This is a genomic window from Streptomyces sp. NPDC051987 (genome assembly GCF_040680735.1).
GTDB lineage: Bacteria > Actinomycetota > Actinomycetes > Streptomycetales > Streptomycetaceae > Streptomyces.
This window is the reverse complement of record NZ_JBFAXI010000004.1, coordinates 55,991-75,195: the sequence shown is the minus strand read 5'-3', so window position 1 is coordinate 75,195 and position 19,205 is coordinate 55,991. Positions and strand designations below refer to the sequence as shown.

At 73.1% G+C, this 19,205-nt stretch carries 19 protein-coding genes; 5 read left to right on the top strand and 14 right to left on the bottom strand.

Translation table 11 applies throughout. The features are described 5' to 3' along the window. Positions 1-95: 95 nt before the first annotated feature. Positions 96-2,393, top strand: coding sequence for a glycoside hydrolase family 3 N-terminal domain-containing protein (locus AB0M11_RS03365; protein WP_365700792.1), 2,298 nt, complete (start codon positions 96-98; stop codon positions 2,391-2,393). A 27-nt stretch (positions 2,394-2,420) separates the two neighbouring features. Here AB0M11_RS03365 and AB0M11_RS03360 read toward each other — a convergent pair whose 3' ends face one another. The 4 genes from AB0M11_RS03360 to tsaB are packed head-to-tail and all read right to left on the bottom strand — an operon-like array spanning position 2,421 to position 4,960. Further along, on the bottom strand, positions 2,421-2,684 hold the full coding sequence (locus AB0M11_RS03360; RefSeq protein ID WP_365700790.1) for a hypothetical protein: 264 nt from the start codon (positions 2,682-2,684) through the stop codon (positions 2,421-2,423). Next, positions 2,681-3,769, bottom strand: a complete 1,089-nt coding sequence (gene tsaD, locus AB0M11_RS03355; protein WP_365700788.1) for a tRNA (adenosine(37)-N6)-threonylcarbamoyltransferase complex transferase subunit TsaD — start codon at positions 3,767-3,769, stop codon at positions 2,681-2,683. Before tsaD ends, AB0M11_RS03360 begins: the two co-directional genes overlap by 4 nt. Further along, the gene (gene rimI / locus AB0M11_RS03350) at positions 3,762-4,286 is read right to left on the bottom strand and encodes a ribosomal protein S18-alanine N-acetyltransferase (RefSeq protein WP_365700994.1); all 525 of its coding nucleotides are present in this window, start codon (positions 4,284-4,286) and stop codon (positions 3,762-3,764) included. The genes tsaD and rimI overlap by 8 nt, the downstream gene beginning before the upstream one ends. Before the next feature lie 17 nt (positions 4,287-4,303). After that, entirely contained in the window at positions 4,304-4,960 is a 657-nt protein-coding gene (tsaB, locus tag AB0M11_RS03345; RefSeq protein WP_365700786.1) for a tRNA (adenosine(37)-N6)-threonylcarbamoyltransferase complex dimerization subunit type 1 TsaB, read from the bottom strand. A 124-nt stretch (positions 4,961-5,084) separates the two neighbouring features. On the opposite strand from tsaB, the gene AB0M11_RS03340 reads away from it, so the two are divergent. Further along, positions 5,085-5,648, top strand: a complete 564-nt coding sequence (locus AB0M11_RS03340; RefSeq protein WP_365700783.1) for a hypothetical protein — start codon at positions 5,085-5,087, stop codon at positions 5,646-5,648. Between the two features lie 217 nt (positions 5,649-5,865). Here AB0M11_RS03340 and AB0M11_RS03335 read toward each other — a convergent pair whose 3' ends face one another. The 8 genes from AB0M11_RS03335 to glmS all read right to left on the bottom strand — a co-directional run bounded on the left by AB0M11_RS03335 (position 5,866) and on the right by glmS (position 14,501). Beyond that, complete coding sequence (locus AB0M11_RS03335; RefSeq protein WP_365701012.1) at positions 5,866-6,036, bottom strand: hypothetical protein; 171 nt, start codon at positions 6,034-6,036, stop codon at positions 5,866-5,868. A 130-nt stretch (positions 6,037-6,166) separates the two neighbouring features. After that, positions 6,167-6,679, bottom strand: a complete 513-nt coding sequence (tsaE, locus tag AB0M11_RS03330; protein ID WP_365700781.1) for a tRNA (adenosine(37)-N6)-threonylcarbamoyltransferase complex ATPase subunit type 1 TsaE — start codon at positions 6,677-6,679, stop codon at positions 6,167-6,169. Next, positions 6,645-7,907, bottom strand: a complete 1,263-nt coding sequence (locus AB0M11_RS03325; protein WP_365700779.1) for an alpha/beta hydrolase — start codon at positions 7,905-7,907, stop codon at positions 6,645-6,647. The genes tsaE and AB0M11_RS03325 overlap by 35 nt, the downstream gene beginning before the upstream one ends. 137 nt (positions 7,908-8,044) lie before the next feature. After that, positions 8,045-9,265, bottom strand: a complete 1,221-nt coding sequence (gene alr / locus AB0M11_RS03320; RefSeq protein WP_365700777.1) for an alanine racemase — start codon at positions 9,263-9,265, stop codon at positions 8,045-8,047. 132 nt (positions 9,266-9,397) lie between these two features. Next, entirely contained in the window at positions 9,398-10,249 is an 852-nt protein-coding gene (locus tag AB0M11_RS03315; RefSeq protein ID WP_365700775.1) for a L,D-transpeptidase, read from the bottom strand. A 480-nt stretch (positions 10,250-10,729) separates the two neighbouring features. Further along, positions 10,730-12,181 (bottom strand): NAD(P)H-hydrate dehydratase, encoded by a 1,452-nt coding sequence (locus AB0M11_RS03310; protein WP_365700773.1) that lies wholly within the window; start codon positions 12,179-12,181, stop codon positions 10,730-10,732. A 73-nt stretch (positions 12,182-12,254) separates the two neighbouring features. After that, complete coding sequence (locus AB0M11_RS03305) at positions 12,255-12,626, bottom strand: holo-ACP synthase (RefSeq protein WP_365700771.1); 372 nt, start codon at positions 12,624-12,626, stop codon at positions 12,255-12,257. A gap of 27 nt (positions 12,627-12,653) precedes the next feature. Continuing rightward, positions 12,654-14,501, bottom strand: a complete 1,848-nt coding sequence (gene glmS / locus AB0M11_RS03300) for a glutamine--fructose-6-phosphate transaminase (isomerizing) (protein WP_365700769.1) — start codon at positions 14,499-14,501, stop codon at positions 12,654-12,656. A 140-nt stretch (positions 14,502-14,641) separates the two neighbouring features. Here glmS and AB0M11_RS03295 point away from each other — a divergent pair, with 140 nt between their 5' ends. The 3 genes from AB0M11_RS03295 to AB0M11_RS03285 are packed head-to-tail and all read left to right on the top strand — an operon-like array spanning position 14,642 to position 17,023. Further along, positions 14,642-15,073: a hypothetical protein gene (locus AB0M11_RS03295; RefSeq protein ID WP_365700767.1), complete on the top strand. Its 432-nt coding sequence runs from the start codon at positions 14,642-14,644 to the stop codon at positions 15,071-15,073. After that, entirely contained in the window at positions 15,070-16,059 is a 990-nt protein-coding gene (gene coaA, locus AB0M11_RS03290; protein WP_365700765.1) for a type I pantothenate kinase, read from the top strand. Before AB0M11_RS03295 ends, coaA begins: the two co-directional genes overlap by 4 nt. A 25-nt stretch (positions 16,060-16,084) precedes the next feature. Then, positions 16,085-17,023 (top strand): DUF389 domain-containing protein, encoded by a 939-nt coding sequence (locus AB0M11_RS03285; RefSeq protein ID WP_365700763.1) that lies wholly within the window; start codon positions 16,085-16,087, stop codon positions 17,021-17,023. 115 nt (positions 17,024-17,138) lie between these two features. Here AB0M11_RS03285 and glmM read toward each other — a convergent pair whose 3' ends face one another. Both glmM and rpsI read right to left on the bottom strand, forming a co-directional pair. Continuing rightward, positions 17,139-18,497 (bottom strand): phosphoglucosamine mutase, encoded by a 1,359-nt coding sequence (gene glmM, locus AB0M11_RS03280; protein ID WP_365700761.1) that lies wholly within the window; start codon positions 18,495-18,497, stop codon positions 17,139-17,141. 180 nt (positions 18,498-18,677) lie between these two features. Then, a complete protein-coding gene (gene rpsI, locus AB0M11_RS03275; protein WP_352359615.1) occupies positions 18,678-19,190 on the bottom strand; it encodes a 30S ribosomal protein S9 in 513 nt (170 codons plus the stop codon). Between the last annotated feature and the right edge of the window lie 15 nt (positions 19,191-19,205).

Below are 19,205 nucleotides of genomic sequence, written 5' to 3'. Positions count from 1 at the left end.
CACTCCCCCTTGACGAAGACCTCTGCACGCCATAGGTTCCCGGAACATTCGGTGTGTGGTACGAAACATTCGCGCAGCACAGAGACGGGAGTTTCATGACCACCGCTCCTTGGCGCGACCCCGCACTGCCCGCCGCCGCCCGCGTCGACGACCTGCTCGGCCGGATGACGCTGGAGGAGAAGACCGCCCAGCTGTACGGCGTGTGGGTGGGCGCCGCCACGGACGGTGACGGGGTCGCCCCGCTGCAACGCGAGATGACCGCCGACTACGAATGGGACGAGCTGATCACCCTCGGCCTCGGCCAGCTGACCCGCTCCTTCGGCACCGCCCCCGTGGACCCGGCGCTGGGCGTGCGCGCACTGGCCCGCGCCCAGCGTCGGATCGTCGCGGCCGGCCGCTTCGGCATCCCGGCGATCGCCCACGAGGAGTGCCTGGCCGGTTTCACGGCCTGGCAGGCGACGGCCTACCCGGTCCCGCTCGCCTGGGGCGCCGCCTTCGACCCGCCGCTGGTCGAGGAGCTGGGCCGGCACATCGGCAGCGACCTCCGCTCGGTCGGCGTCCACCAGGGCCTGGCGCCCGTCCTGGACGTGGTCCGCGACCCGCGCTGGGGACGGGTCGAGGAGACGATCGGCGAGGACCCGTACCTGGTCGGCACGGTCGGCACGGCGTACGTCCGGGGACTGGAGCAGGCCGGGGTCATCGCCACCCTCAAGCACTTCGCCGGCTACGCCTCCTCTGCCGGCGCCCGCAACCTCGCCCCGGTCCGGGCCGGGGTACGGGAGTTCGCGGACGTCACCCTCCCCCCGTTCGAGATGGCGCTCCGGGAGGGCGGGGCCCGTTCGGTGATGGCGGCGTACAACGAGACCGACGGCGTCCCCGCCTCCGCCGACCCCCGCCTCCTGACCGACCTCCTGCGCACCGCATGGGACTTCACCGGCACCGTGGTCGCCGACTACTTCGGCATCGGCTTCCTCCGGACCCTCCACCGCGTCGCGGGCACCGACGCGGAGGCGGCCCACCTCGCGCTCGCGGCGGGCATCGACGTCGAGCTCCCGACCCTGAAGTGCTACGGCCGCCCGCTGGTGGCGGCGGTCCGCGAGGGTGCGGTGCCCGAGGCCCTGGTGGACCGGGCGGCCCGCCGCGTCCTGCTCCAGAAGTGCGAGCTGGGCCTGCTGGACGAGGGCTGGGAGCCCGTCTCGGCGGAGCAGGTCGACCTCGACTCGACGGCGAACCGCGCGCTGGCGCGCCGCCTGGCGGAGGAGTCCGTGGTCCTGCTGGACAACCCGGACGGCACCCTCCCGCTCGCCCCCGACACCCGTATCGCGGTGGTGGGCCCCCGGGCGGCCGACGCGCTCGCCATGCTCGGCTGCTACTCCTTCCCCTCGCACGTGCTGACCCACCATCCCGAGGTCGACCTGGGGATCGCCGTCCCGACCGTCCTCGACGCGCTCCGCGCCGAACTCCCCGACGCCAAGGTCACCTTCGCCGAGGGCTGCGACGTGACGGACCCCGACACCTCCGGCTTCGAGGAGGCGGTGGCCCGCGCCGCGGAGGCCGACGTGTGCGTGGCGGTCCTGGGCGACCGGGCGGGCCTCTTCGGCCGGGGCACCTCGGGCGAGGGCTGCGACGTGGCCGATCTGGACCTGCCCGGCGTCCAGGGCGGCCTGCTGGACGCGCTGCTCGCCACGGGCGTCCCGGTGGTCCTCGTCCTCCTCACCGGGCGCCCGTACGCGCTGGGCCGCTGGGACGGCCGGCTCGGCGCCGTGGTGCAGGCGTTCTTCCCCGGGGAGGAGGGCGGCCCGGCGGTGGCGGGGGTGCTGTCCGGCCGCGTCAACCCGTCGGGCCGCCTCCCGGTCAGCGTCCCGCGCGTGCCGGGCGGCCAGCCCTGGACCTATCTCCAGCCTCCACTGGGCCTCGCGGGCGAGGTCAGCAACCTGGACCCGACCCCGCAGTACCCCTTCGGGCACGGCCGCTCGTACACGACGTTCGCGTGGGCCCTGGCCTCGCCGGACACGGCCGAGATCGGCACGGACGGCTCGTACGACGTCACGCTGACGGTCCGCAACACCGGCGACCGGGCGGGCACCGAGGTCGTCCAGCTCTACCTGCACGACCCGGTGGCCTCGGTGACCCGCCCGGACGTCCGCCTGATCGGCTACCAGCGGGTGGACGCGGCCCCCGGCGCGTCCCGGCGCCTGACCTTCCGCTTCCACGCCGACCTGTCGGCCTTCACCGACCGCGAGGGAGCGCGGGTGGTGGAACCGGGAGACCTGGAGCTGCGGGTGGCGGCGTCGAGCGCGGAGGTGCGCGCCGTGACCCGGCTGCGGCTGACCGGCCCGGTACGCCGGCTGGGCCCTGACCGGGTGCTGCGCTGCACGACGGAGGTGGACTGACCGCTCCCCTGCGGGAGGGGAGCGGTCCTAGGGGGTGTCACCCACCGACTCGAACCGCCAGCGGTGCACCGGCCGGGCCACCAAGTCGCCGGGCGGCTCGGGGAGTTCGGGGATGCCCGAGTCGTCGTACGACGCCTCCCACCAGGTGATCACCAGCACCCGGTCCTGCGGTGCCCGGAAGGTCTCCCGGCGCAGCGGGGCGCCGGGCAGTTCCTGTGCGCGGGCCCACGCGAGCAGGTCCGCGCCCCGGCCCTGCGTCGCCCGCGCCTCCCACATCGCCGCGACCGTCACGAGTACAGGTTCTCCTTGCTGACCTCGTGCACGTGGTCGTGGTCGCCGGGGACGTGCGGGTCCGTCACCGGCAGGGAGCTGTCCGCCGAGAGGTCCCAGCCGGACGGGGTCCGGTTGCGGGCGACCATCTCCGCGCCGAGGGCGGCCACCATCGCGCCGTTGTCCGTGCACAACTTCATCCGCGGTACCCGCAGCCGGATGCCGGCCGCCTCGCAGCGCTCCTGCGCGAGGGCGCGCAGCCGGGAGTTGGCGGCGACCCCGCCGCCGATCATCAGGTGGTCCACGCCCTCGTCCCGGCAGGCCCGGACGGCCTTGCGGGTCAGGACGTCCACGACCGCCTCCTGGAAGGAGGCGGCCACGTCCCGCACCGGGACCTCCTCGCCCGCCGCCCGCTTCGCCTCGATCCAGCGGGCCACCGCCGTCTTGAGACCGGAGAAGGAGAAGTCGTACGCCGGGTCTCGGGGGCCGGTCAGACCGCGCGGGAAGGCGATCGCCTCCGGGTCGCCCTCCTTCGCGTACCGGTCGATGACCGGACCGCCGGGGAAGCCCAGGTTCAGCACGCGGGCGATCTTGTCGAAGGCCTCGCCGGCCGCGTCGTCGATGGTCGCGCCGAGCGGCCGCACGTCGGAGGTGATGTCCGAGGAGAGCAGGAGGGAGGAGTGGCCGCCGGAGACCAGGAGGGCCATCGTCGGCTCCGGGAGCGGGCCGTGCTCCAGCTGGTCGACGCAGATGTGCGAGGCGAGATGGTTGACGCCGTAGAGCGGCTTGCCGAGCGCGTACGCGTACGCCTTGGCCGCCGAGACGCCGACCAGCAGTGCGCCCGCCAGTCCGGGTCCGGCCGTGACCGCGATGCCGTCGAGGTCCCTGGCGCTCACGCCGGCTTCCTTGAGCGCCCGCTCGACGGTCGGGACCATCGCCTCCAGGTGCGCCCGCGACGCCACCTCGGGCACGACCCCGCCGAAGCGGGCGTGCTCGTCGACGGAGGAGGCGACGGCGTCGGCGAGCAGGGTGGTGCCCCGGACGATGCCGACGCCGGTCTCGTCGCAGGAGGTCTCGATCCCCAGCACCAGGGGTTCGTCAGCCATTGTTCTCGGTTCCTTGTTCGGAGGTGGGCCCGGTGGCGGAGCCACTGCCGGGCTGCCCGGTCGTCAGGCGCATCACCAGGGCGTCCACATTGCCCGGCTGGTAGTAGCCGCGTCTGAACCCGATGGGCTCGAAGCCGAACCGCTCGTAGAGCTTCTGGGCGCGGATGTTGTCCACCCGGCATTCGAGCATGACCTCGGCGCACTCGAAGGCGGTCGCGGCCCGCAGCAGCTCGGTGAGCAGTTCGCCGCCGAGCCCGGAGCCCCACTGGTCACGGCGTACGGCGATGGTCTGGATGTCCCCCACCGCGGCGGAGCCGCCCTCGGAGGCGGCGCCCTGCGCGGCGAGCCCCCCGTACCCGACGACCTGGTCGCCGTCCAGGGCCACCACGTACCGCCGGGTCGCCGCCGGCCCCCTCGCGTGCGCCAGTTCCGACCAGAACATCCCCCGGGACCAGGCATCCTCGGGGAACAGGTCCTTCTCCAGCTCAAGCACCGGGTCGATGTCCCACCAGCGCATCTCGCGCAGCTTCGCGGTCACTTCGGGGTGACCACCTTGTAGTTCCTGGGCACCTGGGCGTCCGGCCGGCGCAGGTACAGCGGCCGGGGTGCGGGCAGTTCCCGCCCCGCGGCCAGCCGCTCGGCGGCCAGCGACGCCAGGGCCGCGGCGGAGACGTGCTCGGGCTCGTGCGCGGCCGGGAAGGTGTCGGGGTAGAGCAGCGCCCCGGCGCCGACGGCGGGCAGCCCGGCCACCTTCTCGGCGATGTCGGCGGGCCGGTCGACCGCGGGCTCGGTGAGCCGGGTGCGCGAGTCCTGGTACAGCGCCCAGTAGACCTCTTTGCGGCGGGCGTCGGTCGCGACGACGAACGGGCCCTTCTCGATGTCGGCCGCGTAGGCGAGCCCGTCGAGCGTGCACAGGCCGTGGACGGGCACGCCGAGCGCGAGCCCGAAGGTGTCGGCGGTCATCAGGCCGACCCTGAGGCCGGTGTAGGGGCCGGGGCCGATGCCGGTGACGATCCCGGTGACGGCGTCCAGCTTGACGCCCGCCTCGGCGAGGACGCGGTCGACGGCCGGCAGCAGCAGCTCGCCGTGCCGGCGCGCGTCCACCTGGCTCGACGAGGCGATGACGGCCGTACCGTCGTGCAGCGCGACGGTGACGGCGGGGGTGGCGGTATCCAGAGCGAGCAAGAGCACGCGAACAGCCTACGGCTCCGGCGCCGCGAGCACGCCCGGCCGGGTCGGACGGTCACTGACTGCTACGGTCTGCACGAAGTACGACATATACGGCGATGCTCTACGGCAAGCAGAGGTGGCGCACGTGGCAGGGACCAGCTCGTCAGTCGTGGCCGGCCTCACCGCGGCGGCTGTCGGGGTGGTCGGATTCCTCGCCTACCAGGCCTCGGCCACCGTACCGCCCGGTCTCGGCGGCCGGGCGTCGGCGAGCCCCGCGCCCGGCGCGCCGGCCACCAAGGCGCCCCGCGACCACCGCCACCCCACCGCCCTGCCGAACGGTTCCGGGACGGGTGAACGGGTGGTGTACTCGGTGGACGACGACCGGGTCTGGCTCGTCAACGAGCGGGGCCGTGTCGAGCGCACCTTCACGGTGAACCCGGGCACCGTCGACCCACCGCTGGGTTCCTACTGGGTGACGTCCCGCTCGAAGGCGATCACGGGCACCGACGGGCTCCCCATCGAGCACGTGGTCCGCTTCACCACCACGAAGGACGGCTCGGCCATCGGCTTCAGCGCCGCCACCACGCAACGCCCCGCCGCACCCCCCGACCCGACGGTCAGGACCGGCGGCATCCGGGAGACCCGCGCGGACGGCAACGCGATGTGGAACTTCGCCACGATCGGCGTGAAGGTGGTCGTGATCCGCTGAGCGCCCCCGAAAGCGGCTACGGTCGCGCCGACGGAACCAGTCGGCGGCGCAGCCGCCACCTGGGGGGCGCGGGGAACTGCGCGACAAGCCCCCACGCGCCCGCAGGGACCCACCGGCCGAACCCCCTGACCGCTCCGGGGGGAAGTGCTGCGATCTATCGGCTGCGGCACCGTCGTGCCTGGTCGCGCAGTTCCCCGCGCCCCTTTGGGGCGCGGGCCTAGGCGGCCTTGCGGTCCTGCGCGGCCGGCCTCGACGCCGGCTCCGGCGCTCTCGGCGGCCGGGACACCGCATCGGCCGCCGCGCACGACGCCAGCAGTTGCCCCATGGAGACCCCGGGGACCACGGCGACCGCGACCGGTCGCCGCTCCTCGGACTGGGACACGGACACGGGCGCCTCCTGACGTACGGGGGCGGACATGGTTAGGTAGACCTAACCACGGACTGGATACCATGTGACCACGCCCGATGCACCCGGCGCAACATCTTGCCGACGCCTTGTCGGAACGTTCACACGCCGCTCAGGCCGACAGCACCCCGAGATCCACCCCGTCCCACCGCTCGCCCAGCCCCGCCACCGTCACATGCCGCGCCTCGTCGGTGGTGTCGCCGGCCGTCCGGTGGATGCGGACCATGAGCCGGTCGTCGGTCAGCTCCTCGACCTTGCCCTCGCCCCACTCCACGACGACCACGGACTCCGGCAGCGAGACGTCGAGGTCCAGGTCCTCCATCTCGTCGAGCCCGCCGCCCAGGCGGTACGCGTCGACGTGGACGAGCGGCGGCCCGTCCCCGAGGGACGGATGGACACGGGCGATCACGAAGGTCGGCGAGGTGACGGCCCCGCGCACGCCGAGCCCTTCCCCGAGCCCGCGCGTCAGCGTCGTCTTGCCGGCACCGAGCTCCCCGCTGAGCATCACCAGGTCACCGGCGCGCAGCGTCTTCGCCAGCCGGCGGCCCAGCTCCCCCATCTGCTCGGGGGAGGTCACGGTCAACTCGATCTCAGCCTGGCTGTGCCGTGCTGCTGGTGCTTCCATAGCCACTTACGGTAGCCCCTGCCGGCACGGCACCCGCGCGGGTGAGCAGGTCGGCGAGGCGGTCGGTGACCACTTCCGGGTGTTCCAGCATGACGAGGTGCCCGGCGTCCGCGACGAGCACCAGTTCGGCGTCGGGCAGCAGGTCGGCGATCACCTCGCTGTGCTCACTGGGCGTGACGAGGTCCTGCACCCCGGCCAGCACCAGCACCGGCAGGTTCTGGAAGTAGGCGAGCGCGGCGGTCTTGTCGTGGTCGGTGAAGGCCGGGTAGAACTCGGCGACCACGTCGATCGGCGTCGACTCGATCATCCGCTCCGCGAACCGCTCCACCGCCGGGTCGACGTCCTTGGACGCGAACGAGTACCGCTTGATGATCCCCGCGAAGAGGTCCGCGGTGACCCGCCGCCCCTTCTCCACCAGCGCGGCCTGCGTGCCCAGCGCCTTCAGCACGCCCGGCAGGACCCTGCGCACGGCGGCGACCCCGGCGACCGGCAGCCCGAAGTTGACCTCGCCGAGCCGCCCGGACGAGGTACCGACGAAGGCGGTGGCGACCACCCGCTGCCGGATCAGGTCGGGATACTGGGCGGCCAGCGCCATCACGGTCATCCCGCCCATGGAGTGGCCGACCAGCACGAGCGGCCCCTCCGGCGCGGCCGCGTCCAGGACGGCCTTCAGGTCCCGGCCGAGCTGGTCGATGGTGAGCTCCACCCCGTTCTCGTGCTGGGCGACGCCCCGCCCGGAGCGGCCGTGGCTGCGCTGGTCCCAGTGCACGGTGCGGACGACCCCGCGCAGCGCCGCCCGCTGGAAGTGCCAGGAGTCCTGGTTGAGGCAGTAGCCGTGGCTGAAGACGACGGTGACCGGCGCGGGCGCCTTGCGGCCGAAGAGCCGGCGGCGGCGCGGCGAGACGGCCGCGCCGAGGTCGGGCTCCACCTCGTCGACCTCGTAGTACAGCTCGGTGCCGTCGTCGGCGTACGCCTTGCCGGGCGTGCCGCGCAGGGTGCCGTACGGGCCCGCCGAGTCCAGTGCCAGCCGGGCCTTGCGCCGCATCCCGCGGCCGACGGTCATCCGCTCCAGGGCGACCCCGGCGGCCGCCCCGGCGGCGAGCACCCCTATGGCGGCCCCGGCGACGCCGGTCACCTTGCGCCAGCTGCCGGAGGCCGCCCCCGTGGCCGAGGCGACGACGGCCGCCGCGGCGGCTTCCGCTACGGCCTCCGCACTGCTCTCGCTCACGTACCGCTCCTCCTCGCCGTACTGCAGTTCGCTGGTTAGGTGACACGGGTGACGCCGACGAGCCTGCCGTCACCGGTGGTGCCGCTGTCGCCGTTGATACAGGTGTAACCGGGTTGTGCCGCGGCCGAACCCGAGGGTCAGTCGCCGTTGCCCGGACCGCTGCGCGGTCCGTCCCCTGGTTCTTGCCCACTCGGTTCCCCGTTCACATAGACGCGGGGAACGCGGGTTCCGATGCGGGTGACGATTTCGTATGCGATCGTGCCCGCGGCCTGGGCCCAGTCCTCGGCGGTCGGCTCGCCCCGGTCGCCCGGACCGAAGAGCACGGCCTCCGCGCCCGCTTCGGGTTCGTCACCGCCGAGGTCCACGACGAACTGGTCCATGGCGATGCGCCCGGCGGCCGTCCGCCACTTGCCGCCGACCAGGACGGGACCGGTGCCGGAGGCGTGCCGCGGGACGCCGTCGGCGTAGCCGACGGGGACGAGCCCGAGGGTGGTCTCGCCGGGGGTGACGTAGTGGTGTCCGTAGCTGACCCCGTGCCCGCCCGGTACGTGCTTCACCAGGGCGAGGGAGGCGGACAGCGTCATCACGGGGCGCAGGCCGAAGTCGGCCGCGCTGCCCAGCTCAGGGCTGGGCGAGAGGCCGTAGAGCGCGATGCCCGTGCGGACGAGGTCGAAGTGGGTCTCGGGGAGGGTCAGGGTGGCCGGCGAGTTGGCGATGTGCCGCACCTCGGGGCGCACGCCCTGCTCCTCGGCGTACCCGAGCAGCTCGCGGAAGAGGGTGAGCTGGGCGGCGACGGAGGGGTGGCCGGGCTCGTCGGCGCAGGCGAAGTGCGACCACAGTCCGGTGATCCGGACCAGCCCCGCCGCCTCGGCACGCAGCGCCTCGCGGACCAGCTCGGGCCAGTCGGCGGGCTGGCAGCCGTTGCGCCCGAGGCCGGTGTCGGCCTTGAGCTGCACGCGCGCGTGCCGCCCGGCCGCACGCGCCGCCTCGGTCACCTCCCGCAGGGCCCACATCCCGCTCACCGACACGTCGAGACCGGCCTCGACGGCCTCGCGCCAGGGCCCGCCCGGGGTCCACAGCCAGCACATGATCCGCACGTCCGCGGGCAGCCCGGGGTCCGCGCGCAGCGCCAGCGCCTCCTCGGGGGTGGCCGTGCCGAGCCAGCTCGCGCCCGCCTCGACGGCCGCACGGGCACAGCGGACGGCCCCGTGGCCGTACGCGTCGGACTTCACCACGGCCATCAGGGCCGCGCCCGGCGCGAGGGCACGCAGGGTCCGCGCGTTGGCCCGCAGGGCGGCCAGATCGATCTCGGCGCGGGCGCGCAGGGGCGCGGTCGGTGCAGTCGCTGTCTCTCTCATCGCGCCCCCAGTGTCTCAGAGGCCTCCGACAGCCCTCCGGCACAGCCCCCGGTACGGCTACCGGCCGCCCACGGGTACCCGCCGCCCACGGACTCACGTACGGGGCCGCGCACGGACCCACGCACCCGCGGGTCAGGTACCGGTCCGGTGCCCCCACACGTACACCCTGTCGCCTTTCTTCAGCACGTCCCACAGCTTCTTCGCGTCGCCGAGCCGGAGGTTCACGCAGCCCCAGGAGCCGACGGTGGTGTAGATCGAGCCGTAGACGGCGTGGAAGGCCTGGCCGCCGTCGAAGAACTGGGCGTACGGCATGGGCGAGTTGTACAGGGTCGACCAGTGGTTCTTGTGCCGCCAGTAGACGGTGTGCCAGCCGGCCCGGGTGGCGTACCCCTTGCGTCCGCTGCGCATCTGCACGGGCCCGTAGATCACCTTGTCGCCCTTCTGCACCCAGGTGACCTGCCGGTCGAGGTCGACGCACGCGACCCGGTACGACCTCACCGGGCAGTTCTTCCCGGCGTTCGGGTTCTTTCGCGCCGACAGGAGCATCATCTGATACCAGGTCACGGGCCCCGCGAACCCGATCGCGGGCTTGATCGCGTACTTCTTCTGGAACGCCTGGATGGCCTTGCAGTCGGTGGCGGACTGCTTCCCGTCCGCCGTCAGCTTCAGCCACTGCTCGATCTGCCGCTGGTACGGCCCGGTGAGCTTGGAGCAGCTCACCTTGGCGACGGCGTCGCTGAGCGGCACGTACTCGATGAGGTCGTACGTCCCCGGCGCCGCGGCCTTCGGCTCGACGGCGTCCTCCTTGGCGCTGGGCGTGTACACCTTGGGCGCCAGCATCTGGTCGGGCGTGTCGATCTGCCAGGGCTGCGAGGGGCCCGGCGCGACCCCCGGCACCAGCTCGGACTCGGGGACGGCGGCGGGCGGCTCGGGGGCGACGCCGACCGCGACCCCGGTCCCGGCACCGAGCGAGAGAACGGCCACGACACCGACGAGGGTTCCCGCGACACCCCGCGCAAGACCACCCCGGTTGCACACGATTCGTCCACTAATCATGCGATCAGACAACCCCGCAGGGTGGGGAATTCCGGGAAGCCGCGCGGCGAGGTCACCCAGGCGATGCACGAGGCCGACGCCCAACCCCCCGCCCCGACAAGGGCACGGGACCCCATCGATGTGCGGCTGCGCCGCGTGGGTGCGCCCCCGCCCCGGAAGCGACGCGGGGAACTGCGCGCCCAGCCCCGTAAGGGGCGCGGGGAACTGCGCGCCCAGCCCCCACCAACCCGCGCCCGACCCCCGATCCCCCACGGGGTCCGGGGCGGAGCCCCGTGGCGGGGCGGGGTCGGCCTACCGACCAACACCGGCCCCGCGACCCGGCACCAAGCCACTCAGCCGCACGAACCCGCGCTGCCGAAGCCACCCCCTGCGGGGTCCGGGGCGGAGCCCCGTGGCGGGGGGTCTGGTCTACCCAGTCGGGTGGGTGGGTGGGAAGACGCCCCGCCAAGCCGCCCCCAACCGCGCAGCGACCTCGTGGGCGACCGTAGGCGCCCCCTCCGCCGCGAACCGCCCCGCGAGCCCGTGCAGGTACGCCGCCACACTCCCCGCGTCCCGCCCGTCCAGCCCCGCCGCCAGCAACGACCCGGCCAGCCCCGACAGCACGTCCCCGCTCCCGGCGGTGGCGAGCCAGGGCGTCCCCGTCGCGTTCACCCGGACGGCGGACCCTCCGCCCGGCTCCGCCACCAACGTCGTCGACCCCTTCAACAGCACCGTCGCCCGGTAGGCCGCCGCCAGCTCGCGGACCGCCGCGAGCCGGCCCGCCTCGACCTCCTCCCGCCGCACCCCCAACAGGGCCGCCGCCTCCCCGGCATGCGGCGTCAGCAGCGTCGGCGCCGTACGGCCGCGCACCGCGTCCCGGTCGGCGAGCCGCAGCCCGTCGGCGTCGACCAGCACCGGCACGTCCTCGGCCAGCACCTCGGCGACCGCGTCGGCGTCGTCCCCGACGCCCGGTCCGGCCACCCACGCCTGAACCCGCCCGGCCTTGCGCGGCCCCCCGTCCGACACCAGCGTCTCGGGAAAGCGGGCCAGCACCTCGTCCTTGGCCGGCCCGACGTACCGTACGGCCCCGGCCCCGCCCCGCAACGCCCCGGCGACGGCCAGTACGGCCGCCCCCGGATAGCGCGCCGACCCGGCCACGACGCCCACCACGCCCCGCCGGTACTTGTCGCTCTCCGCCGACGGCGCCGGCAGCAGCCGTGCCACGTCCACGTCCTGCAACGCCTCCAGCTCGGCCTCCTCGGGCAGTTCGAGCCCGATGTCGACCAGCCGTACCGACCCGGCGTGCTCCCGCGCCGGATCGATCAGCAGTCCCGGCTTGTGCGTCCCGAAGGTCACGGTCAGGTCTGCCCGTACGGCCGCCCCCCGCACCTCGCCGCTGTCCGCCTCCACCCCGCTCGGCAGGTCCACGGCGACGACGGCGGCCCGGGACCGCTCCACGACCGCCACCAGCTCAGCCGCCTCCGGCCGCAGGCCGCCCTTGCCGCCGATCCCCACGATCCCGTCGACGACGAGATCGGCCCGCAGGATCAACTCCCCGGCGCCACCGTGCCGTACGACGGTGCCGCCGGCCCGGCGCAGCGCCGCCAGCCCACCCGCGTGCACGCGCTCCGGCGCGAGCAGCACCGCCGCGACCCCCGCTCCTCGGCGGGCCAGCCGCGCCCCGGCGTACAGCGCGTCCCCGCCGTTGTCCCCGCTGCCGACCAGCAGCACCACCCGGCTGCCGTACACCCGGCCCAGCAGGTCGGCACAGGCGGCGGCCAGCCCGGCGGCGGCCCGCTGCATCAGCGCCCCTTCCGGCAGCCGCGCCATCAACTCCCGCTCGGCCGCCCGTACCGTCTCCACGCTGTAAGCAGTCCGCATGCCCCGAGTCTCCCCCGGAACCGGTGGGACACGCACCCGCCCGGCCCCACCCGTGTCACCCCTCCCGCCCCGCTCACCCCTCCGCGATCACCACCGCCGACGCCACCCCGGCGTCGTGACTGAGCGACACATGCCAGGAGCGCACGCCGAGTTCCGCGGCGCAGGCGGCCACGCTGCCCTTCACCCGCAGCCGCGGCCGCCCGTTGTCCTCGACGTACACCTCCGCGTCCGTCCAGAGCAGTCCGGGCGGCGCGCCCAGCGCCTTGGCGAGCGCCTCCTTGGCCGCGAACCGCGCCGCGAGCGAGGCGACACCGCGCCGCTCGCCGCCGGCCAGATACAGCTCCCGCTCGATGAACAGCCGCCGGGCCAGCCCGGGAGTCCGCTCCAGGGACTCCCGGAACCGGTCGATCTCGGCGACGTCGATGCCAACCCCGATGATGCTCATGGTCAGCACCCTAAGGTCCGTCCCCCGTCACTCCACGGTGACCGACTTGGCGAGGTTGCGCGGCTGGTCCACCTCGTTGCCCCGGGCGGTGGCCAGCTCGCAGGCGAAGACCTGGAGCGGGACCGTGGCGACCAGCGGCTGCAGCAGGGTCGGGGTGGCCGGGATCCGGATCAGGTGGTCGGCGTACGGCACGACCGCCTCGTCGCCCTCCTCCGCGATCACGATGGTGCGGGCGCCGCGGGCCCGGATCTCCTGGATGTTGGAGACGATCTTGTCGTGGAGCACCGAGCGACCGCGCGGGGACGGGACCACGACCACCACCGGCAGGTCCTCCTCGATCAGCGCGATCGGCCCGTGCTTCAGCTCGCCCGCCGCGAAGCCCTCGGCGTGCATGTACGCCAGCTCCTTGAGCTTCAGGGCGCCTTCGAGGGCCACCGGGTAGCCGACGTGCCGGCCGAGGAAGAGCACCGTCTTCTTGTCGGCCAGGGTGCGCGCCAGCGCCCGTACCGGTTCCATGGTCTCCAGGACCCGGTCCACCGCGCCGGAGATCCTGGACAGGTCCCGGATCACCGCGCCGACCTCGTCGCCCCACTTGGTGCCCCGCACCTGCCCGAGGTACAGCGCCACCAGGTAGCAGGCGACCAGCTGGGTCAGGAACGCCTTGGTCGAGGCGACCGCGACCTCCGGCCCGGCGTGCGTGTACAGCACCGCGTCCGACTCGCGCGGGATCGTCGAGCCGTTGGTGTTGCAGATCGCGAGGACCTTAGAGCCCTGCTCGCGGGCGTGCCTGAGGGCCATCAGGGTGTCCATGGTCTCGCCGGACTGGGAGATGGCGATGACCAGCGAGCGCGAGTCCAGGATCGGGTCCCGGTAGCGGAACTCGCTCGCCAGCTCCACCTCGCACGGGATGCGCGTCCAGTGCTCGATGGCGTACTTGGCGATCAGGCCGGCGTGGAAGGCCGTACCGCAGGCGACGATGACGACCTTGTCGACCTCCCGGAGCTCGGCGGCGCCGATCCGGACCTCGTCCAGCGTCAGCGAGCCGCCCGCGTCGATACGGCCCAGGAGGGTGTCGGCGACCGCCTTGGGCTGCTCGGCGATCTCCTTGAGCATGAAGTAGTCGTAGCCGCCCTTCTCCGCCGCCGACGCGTCCCAGTCGACGTGGTACGAACGGACGTCCGCCGGGGCGCCGTCGAAGCCCGTGACCGTCACGCCGTCCCGGCGCAGCTCCACCACCTGGTCCTGGCCCAGCTCGATCGCCGACCGCGTGTGGGCGATGAACGCGGCGACGTCCGAGGCGAGAAAGGCCTCCCCCGCTCCGACGCCCACCACGAGCGGGGAGTTGCGGCGCGCGCCCACCACCACGTCCGGATCGTCGGCGTGCACCGCGACCAGGGTGAACGCGCCCTCCAGCCGCCGGCACACCAGCCGCATCGCCTCGGCGAGGTCGGCGGCGGCGGAGAACTCCTCGGCGAGCAGGTGCGCGACCACCTCGGTGTCCGTCTCGGAGGCGAGGTCGTGCCCGCGCTCCGCCAACTCGGCGCGCAGCGCGGCGAAGTTCTCGATGATGCCGTTGTGGACGACGGCGACCCGGCCCGCGTTGTCGAGATGCGGATGCGCGTTGGCGTCCGTCGGCCCGCCGTGCGTGGCCCAGCGGGTGTGCCCGATACCGGTGGATCCGGTCGGCAGCGGCCGCTCCGTCAGCTCCTTCTCCAGGTTGACCAGCTTCCCGGCCTTCTTCGCCGACGCCAGCCCGCCGTCCGCGAGCACGGCGACGCCCGCCGAGTCGTACCCCCGGTACTCCAGCCGCTTGAGTCCGGCGACCACCACATCGAGCGCCGACTGCGCCCCCACGTATCCCACGATTCCACACATGAGCGGCAGCCTAAGACCCGGACTCCGCCGGAACCCGGCTCAGCGTGCCCGAAATCGGAAATCCAACCGAGTTCCGGAACCGGCCGGGCGCACGAGAGCATGACCTGAGCAGCGGACTCCCGCACCAGAGGAAGGCAGCGATGACAAAGCTGGTGTCACTCCCGTCCGGCCGGCCCGAGGAGAACCTCGACTGGTTCGCCACCTCCGCCCTCTTCGAGGACGCGGCCGCCTTCGTCCTCCGGTACGTCACCGACGACCGGGCGAGGCGGGACCTGACCGCGGATGTCGCGTCGGGCTACGTCTTCGTCGACCGGCTGCCGGAGCCTGACCGGACGACCGTCCTGACCGCGCTGCGCGACGTGTTTCCCGGCCACGTCGACACCGAGATCTATCCGCCGCGGGTGACCTCCCTGATGGACGACCCGGAGACCTTCGTGGCACGGGCCAAGTCACTCGCCCTGCTGGCGGGCAGGAGTCTCGCGCTGCGCGAGGCCTCCGCTGCCGTGCCGGACGGCGCACGTGACCGACCCCACCTCCCGTCCCGTTCAAACTCCGTTAACAATGGGATGTGATCTCTCCGGTCTCCCCGATCTCCCGGAGCGCCCACCGGCACAGGCCGGAGGCGACTCCCTACGTCGACCTCACCCGCGCCGAGTGGAGCGCGCTGCGCGACAAGACGCCGCTGCCGCTCACCGCGGAGGAGGTCGAGAAGCTGCGTGGCCTCGGTGACGTCATCGACCTCGACGAGGTGCGCGACATCTATCTCCCGCTGTCGCGCCTCCTCAATCTGTACGTCGGTGCCACGGACGGCCTCCGGGGCGCCCTGAACACCTTCCTCGGCGAACAGGGCTCCCAGTCCGGCACCCCGTTCGTCATAGGGGTGGCCGGCTCGGTGGCCGTCGGGAAGTCCACCGTCGCCCGGCTGCTGCAGGCCCTGCTCTCCCGCTGGCCCGAGCACCCCCGCGTCGAGCTGGTGACCACGGACGGTTTCCTGCTCCCGACCAGGGAGCTGGAGGCCCGCGGCCTGATGTCGCGCAAGGGTTTCCCGGAGTCGTACGACCGCCGGGCCCTGACCCGCTTCGTCGCCGACATCAAGGCCGGCAAGGACGAGGTCACCGCCCCCGTCTACTCCCACCTCATCTACGACATCGTCCCGGACCGGAAGCTCACCGTCCGCCGCCCGGACATCCTGATCGTCGAGGGACTGAACGTCCTGCAGCCCGCCCTCCCCGGCAAGGACGGCCGCACCCGGGTCGGTCTCGCCGACTACTTCGACTTCAGCGTCTACGTGGACGCCAGCACCGAGGACATCGAGCACTGGTACCTCAACCGGTTCCGCAAGCTGCGCGCGACCGCCTTCCAGAACCCGGACTCGTACTTCCGGAAGTACACCCAGGTCTCCGAGGAGGAGGCGGTCGACTACGCCCGGGGCCTGTGGCGGACCATCAACAAGCCCAACCTGGTGGAGAACATCGCCCCGACCCGCGGCCGCGCCACCCTGGTCGTCCGCAAGGGCCCGGACCACAAGGTGCAGCGCCTGAGGCTGCGCAAGCTCTGACACCCCGGCCTGTTAGAAAGGCGCCATGCTGCATCTGCGCCTGATCACCCCGGCCGACCGCACGGACGACGTCGTCCGCCTGATCGGGACGACGGTGGGCACCACGCATCTGGTCGTCCTGCCGGGCGCCGCCCGCGAGCCCGCCGGGGACGTCGTGATGTGCGACGTGGCCCGCGAGGCGGGCGACGAACTCATCCGCGGGCTGCGGGCGTTGGAGATCGACCGGACCGGTTCGATCGCGGTCGAGGACATCGGCCTGTCCCTGTCCCGACGGGCGGACGCGGCCGAGGCGGAGGCGCCGGGCGAGGGCGCGGACGCGGTGCTGTGGGAAGGGCTGACCGAGGCGACCCACGAGGAGTCGACCCTGTCGGCCACCTACGTCGCCTTCATCACCCTGGCCACGATGATCGCGGCCTGCGGTGTCGTCCTGGACAACGCCATCCTGATAGTGGGGGCGATGGCGGTGGGGCCGGAGTTCGGCCCGCTGGCCGGCATCTGCACCGCAGTGGTGCGGCGCCACCCCCGCCTCGCGCTGCGCTCCCTGACCGCGCTGCTCGTCGGCTTCGCGGTGGCGATGCTGGTGACGGTCGGGTTCACCTACCTCATGGACGGCCTCGGCCTGTTCAGCAAGGTGCAGCTGGAGGCGGAGCGCCCGAACACCAACTTCATCTACCGGCCCGACGCCTTCTCGTTCGTGGTCGCGGTGCTGGCCGGCACCGCCGGCATCCTCTCCCTGACGTCGGCGAAGTCAGGCGCCCTGGTGGGCGTGGCGATCTCGGTGACGACGGTCCCGGCCGCCTCGAACGCGGCGGTGGCGTTCGCCTACACCGAGTACCGGCAGGCCTGGGGCTCGACGGAACAGCTCCTGCTGAACCTGCTGGGCATCGTCCTGGCGGGCACGACGACGCTGCTGGCCCAGAAATGGCTCTGGCGGAAGCCGGCCCAGGGGTCAGCGCCCCTTTAGGGGCGCTGGGGGTCCCCCCGGCCGAAGGCTGGGGGGAGGAACTGCGCGACCGGCCACCACGGACCCGCATCCCGCAACAGCACAGTCCCCGGCACCCCGGACCCGGAGAACCCGACTACCCCAGCGCCGACTTCACGGCATCCGCCAACCGCCCCGCCACCGACCGCGCCTGCTCGATGTCGGCCGCCTCCACCATCACCCGCACCAACGGCTCGGTCCCCGAGGGACGAAGCAGTACCCGCCCGGTCTCCCCGAGCTCCCGCTCCGCCTCCGCGACCGCCGCCGCCAGGTCCGCGGACGTCCGCACCCGTGACCTGTCCACGTCCGGCACATTGATCAGCACCTGCGGCAGCCGCTCCATCACGCCCGCCAGCTCCCGCAGCGACCGCCCGGTCCCGGCGACCCGCGCCGCCAGCAGCAGCCCGGTGAGCGTGCCGTCTCCGGTCGTCGCGTGATCGAGGATGATGACGTGGCCGGACTGCTCGCCGCCCAGGGCGTACCCGTGCTCCTTCATCTCCTCCAGCACGTACCGGTCGCCGACCGCCGTCTGCACCAGGTGCAGCCCCTCCCGCTCCAGCGCCAGCTTGAAGCCGAGGTTGGACATGACGGTGGCGACGACGGTGTCGGCGCGCAGCGCGCCCCGCTCCCGCATGGCGAGGGCGAGGACGGCCATGATCTGGTCGCCGTCGACCTCCGCACCGGTGTGGTCCACGGCCAGGCAGCGGTCCGCGTCTCCGTCGTGCGCGATGCCGAAGTCGGCGCCGTGCTCGACGACCGCGGCCTTGAGCTTGCCGAGGTGGGTGGACCCGCAGCCGTCGTTGATGTTGAGCCCGTCGGGCTCCGCGCCGATGGTGACGATCTCGGCGCCGGCCCGGCGGAACGCCTCCGGCGAGACCCCCGCGGCCGCGCCGTGCGCCTCGTCCAGGACGATCTTCAGACCGTCGAGCCGGTTCGGGAGCACGCCGAGGAGATGGGTGACGTACTGCTCGAACCCCTCGTCGTAGGACCGGACCCGGCCGACGCCCGCGCCGGTGGGCCGTTCCCAGGGCTCGCCGTGCCGGTGGGACTCGTACACCGCCTCGATCCGGTCCTCCAGCTCGTCGTCGAGCTTGTGACCGCCGCGGGCGAGGAACTTGATGCCGTTGTCGGGCATGGCGTTGTGGCTGGCGGAGAGCATGACACCGAGGTCCGCGCCGAGCGCGCCGGTCAGGAACGCGACGGCGGGCGTCGGCAGCACCCCGACGGTGAGGACGTCGACGCCTGCGCTGGCCAGGCCCGCGACCACGGCCGCCTCCAGGAACTCCCCGGACGCGCGCGGATCCCGTCCGACGACCGCCGTCGGCCGGTGACCCTCGAACGTGCCCGCCTCGGCCAGCACGTGCGCTGCCGCGACGGAGAGCCCGAGCGCCATCTCGGCGGTCAGGTCCGCGTTGGCGACACCGCGCACGCCGTCCGTGCCGAAGAGTCGTCCCACTTGTCCTCCTGAAGAAGCGTCCTTGCTGCCAGGAAATGATGGCAGGCGCTTAGTCATGCGATCACACCAGCCTTTGAGCGTCTTGTGTCGTTATACGCCCTTGGCCGGGATAAACGAACGCCCCGACGGCACATGTGGCGTGCCGCCGGGGCGTTCGGAGTACGTGCAGGCAGCTGGTGATTAGCGCTTGCTGTACTGCGGGGCCTTGCGGGCCTTCTTGAGACCGGCCTTCTTGCGCTCGACAGCACGGTCGTCGCGGCGGAGGAAGCCGGCCTTCTTGAGCGGGCCGCGGTTGTTGTCGACGTCGGCCTCGTTCAGCGCGCGGGCGACACCGAGACGGAGCGCACCGGCCTGACCGGAGACACCGCCACCGGCGATGCGGGCGACGACGTCGTAACGGCCTTCGAGCTCGAGCACCTTGAAGGGCTCGTTGACTTCCTGCTGGTGCACCTTGTTCGGGAAGTAGTCCTCAAGGGTGCGACCGTTGATCTTCCACTTGCCGGTGCCCGGGACGATCCGGACGCGGGCGATGGCGTTCTTGCGACGGCCCAGGCCGGCGGCCGGCTGCGGGTCGCCGAAGCGGGACGCGAGGGACTCGGAGGTGTACTCGCCCTCGACGGGGACGTCCGACTCCGTGGTGTAGCTGTCGATGTCAAGCTCTTCGAGCGGCTGCTCGGCAGTGGTCTCGGCCACGATGCTCCTCAGATT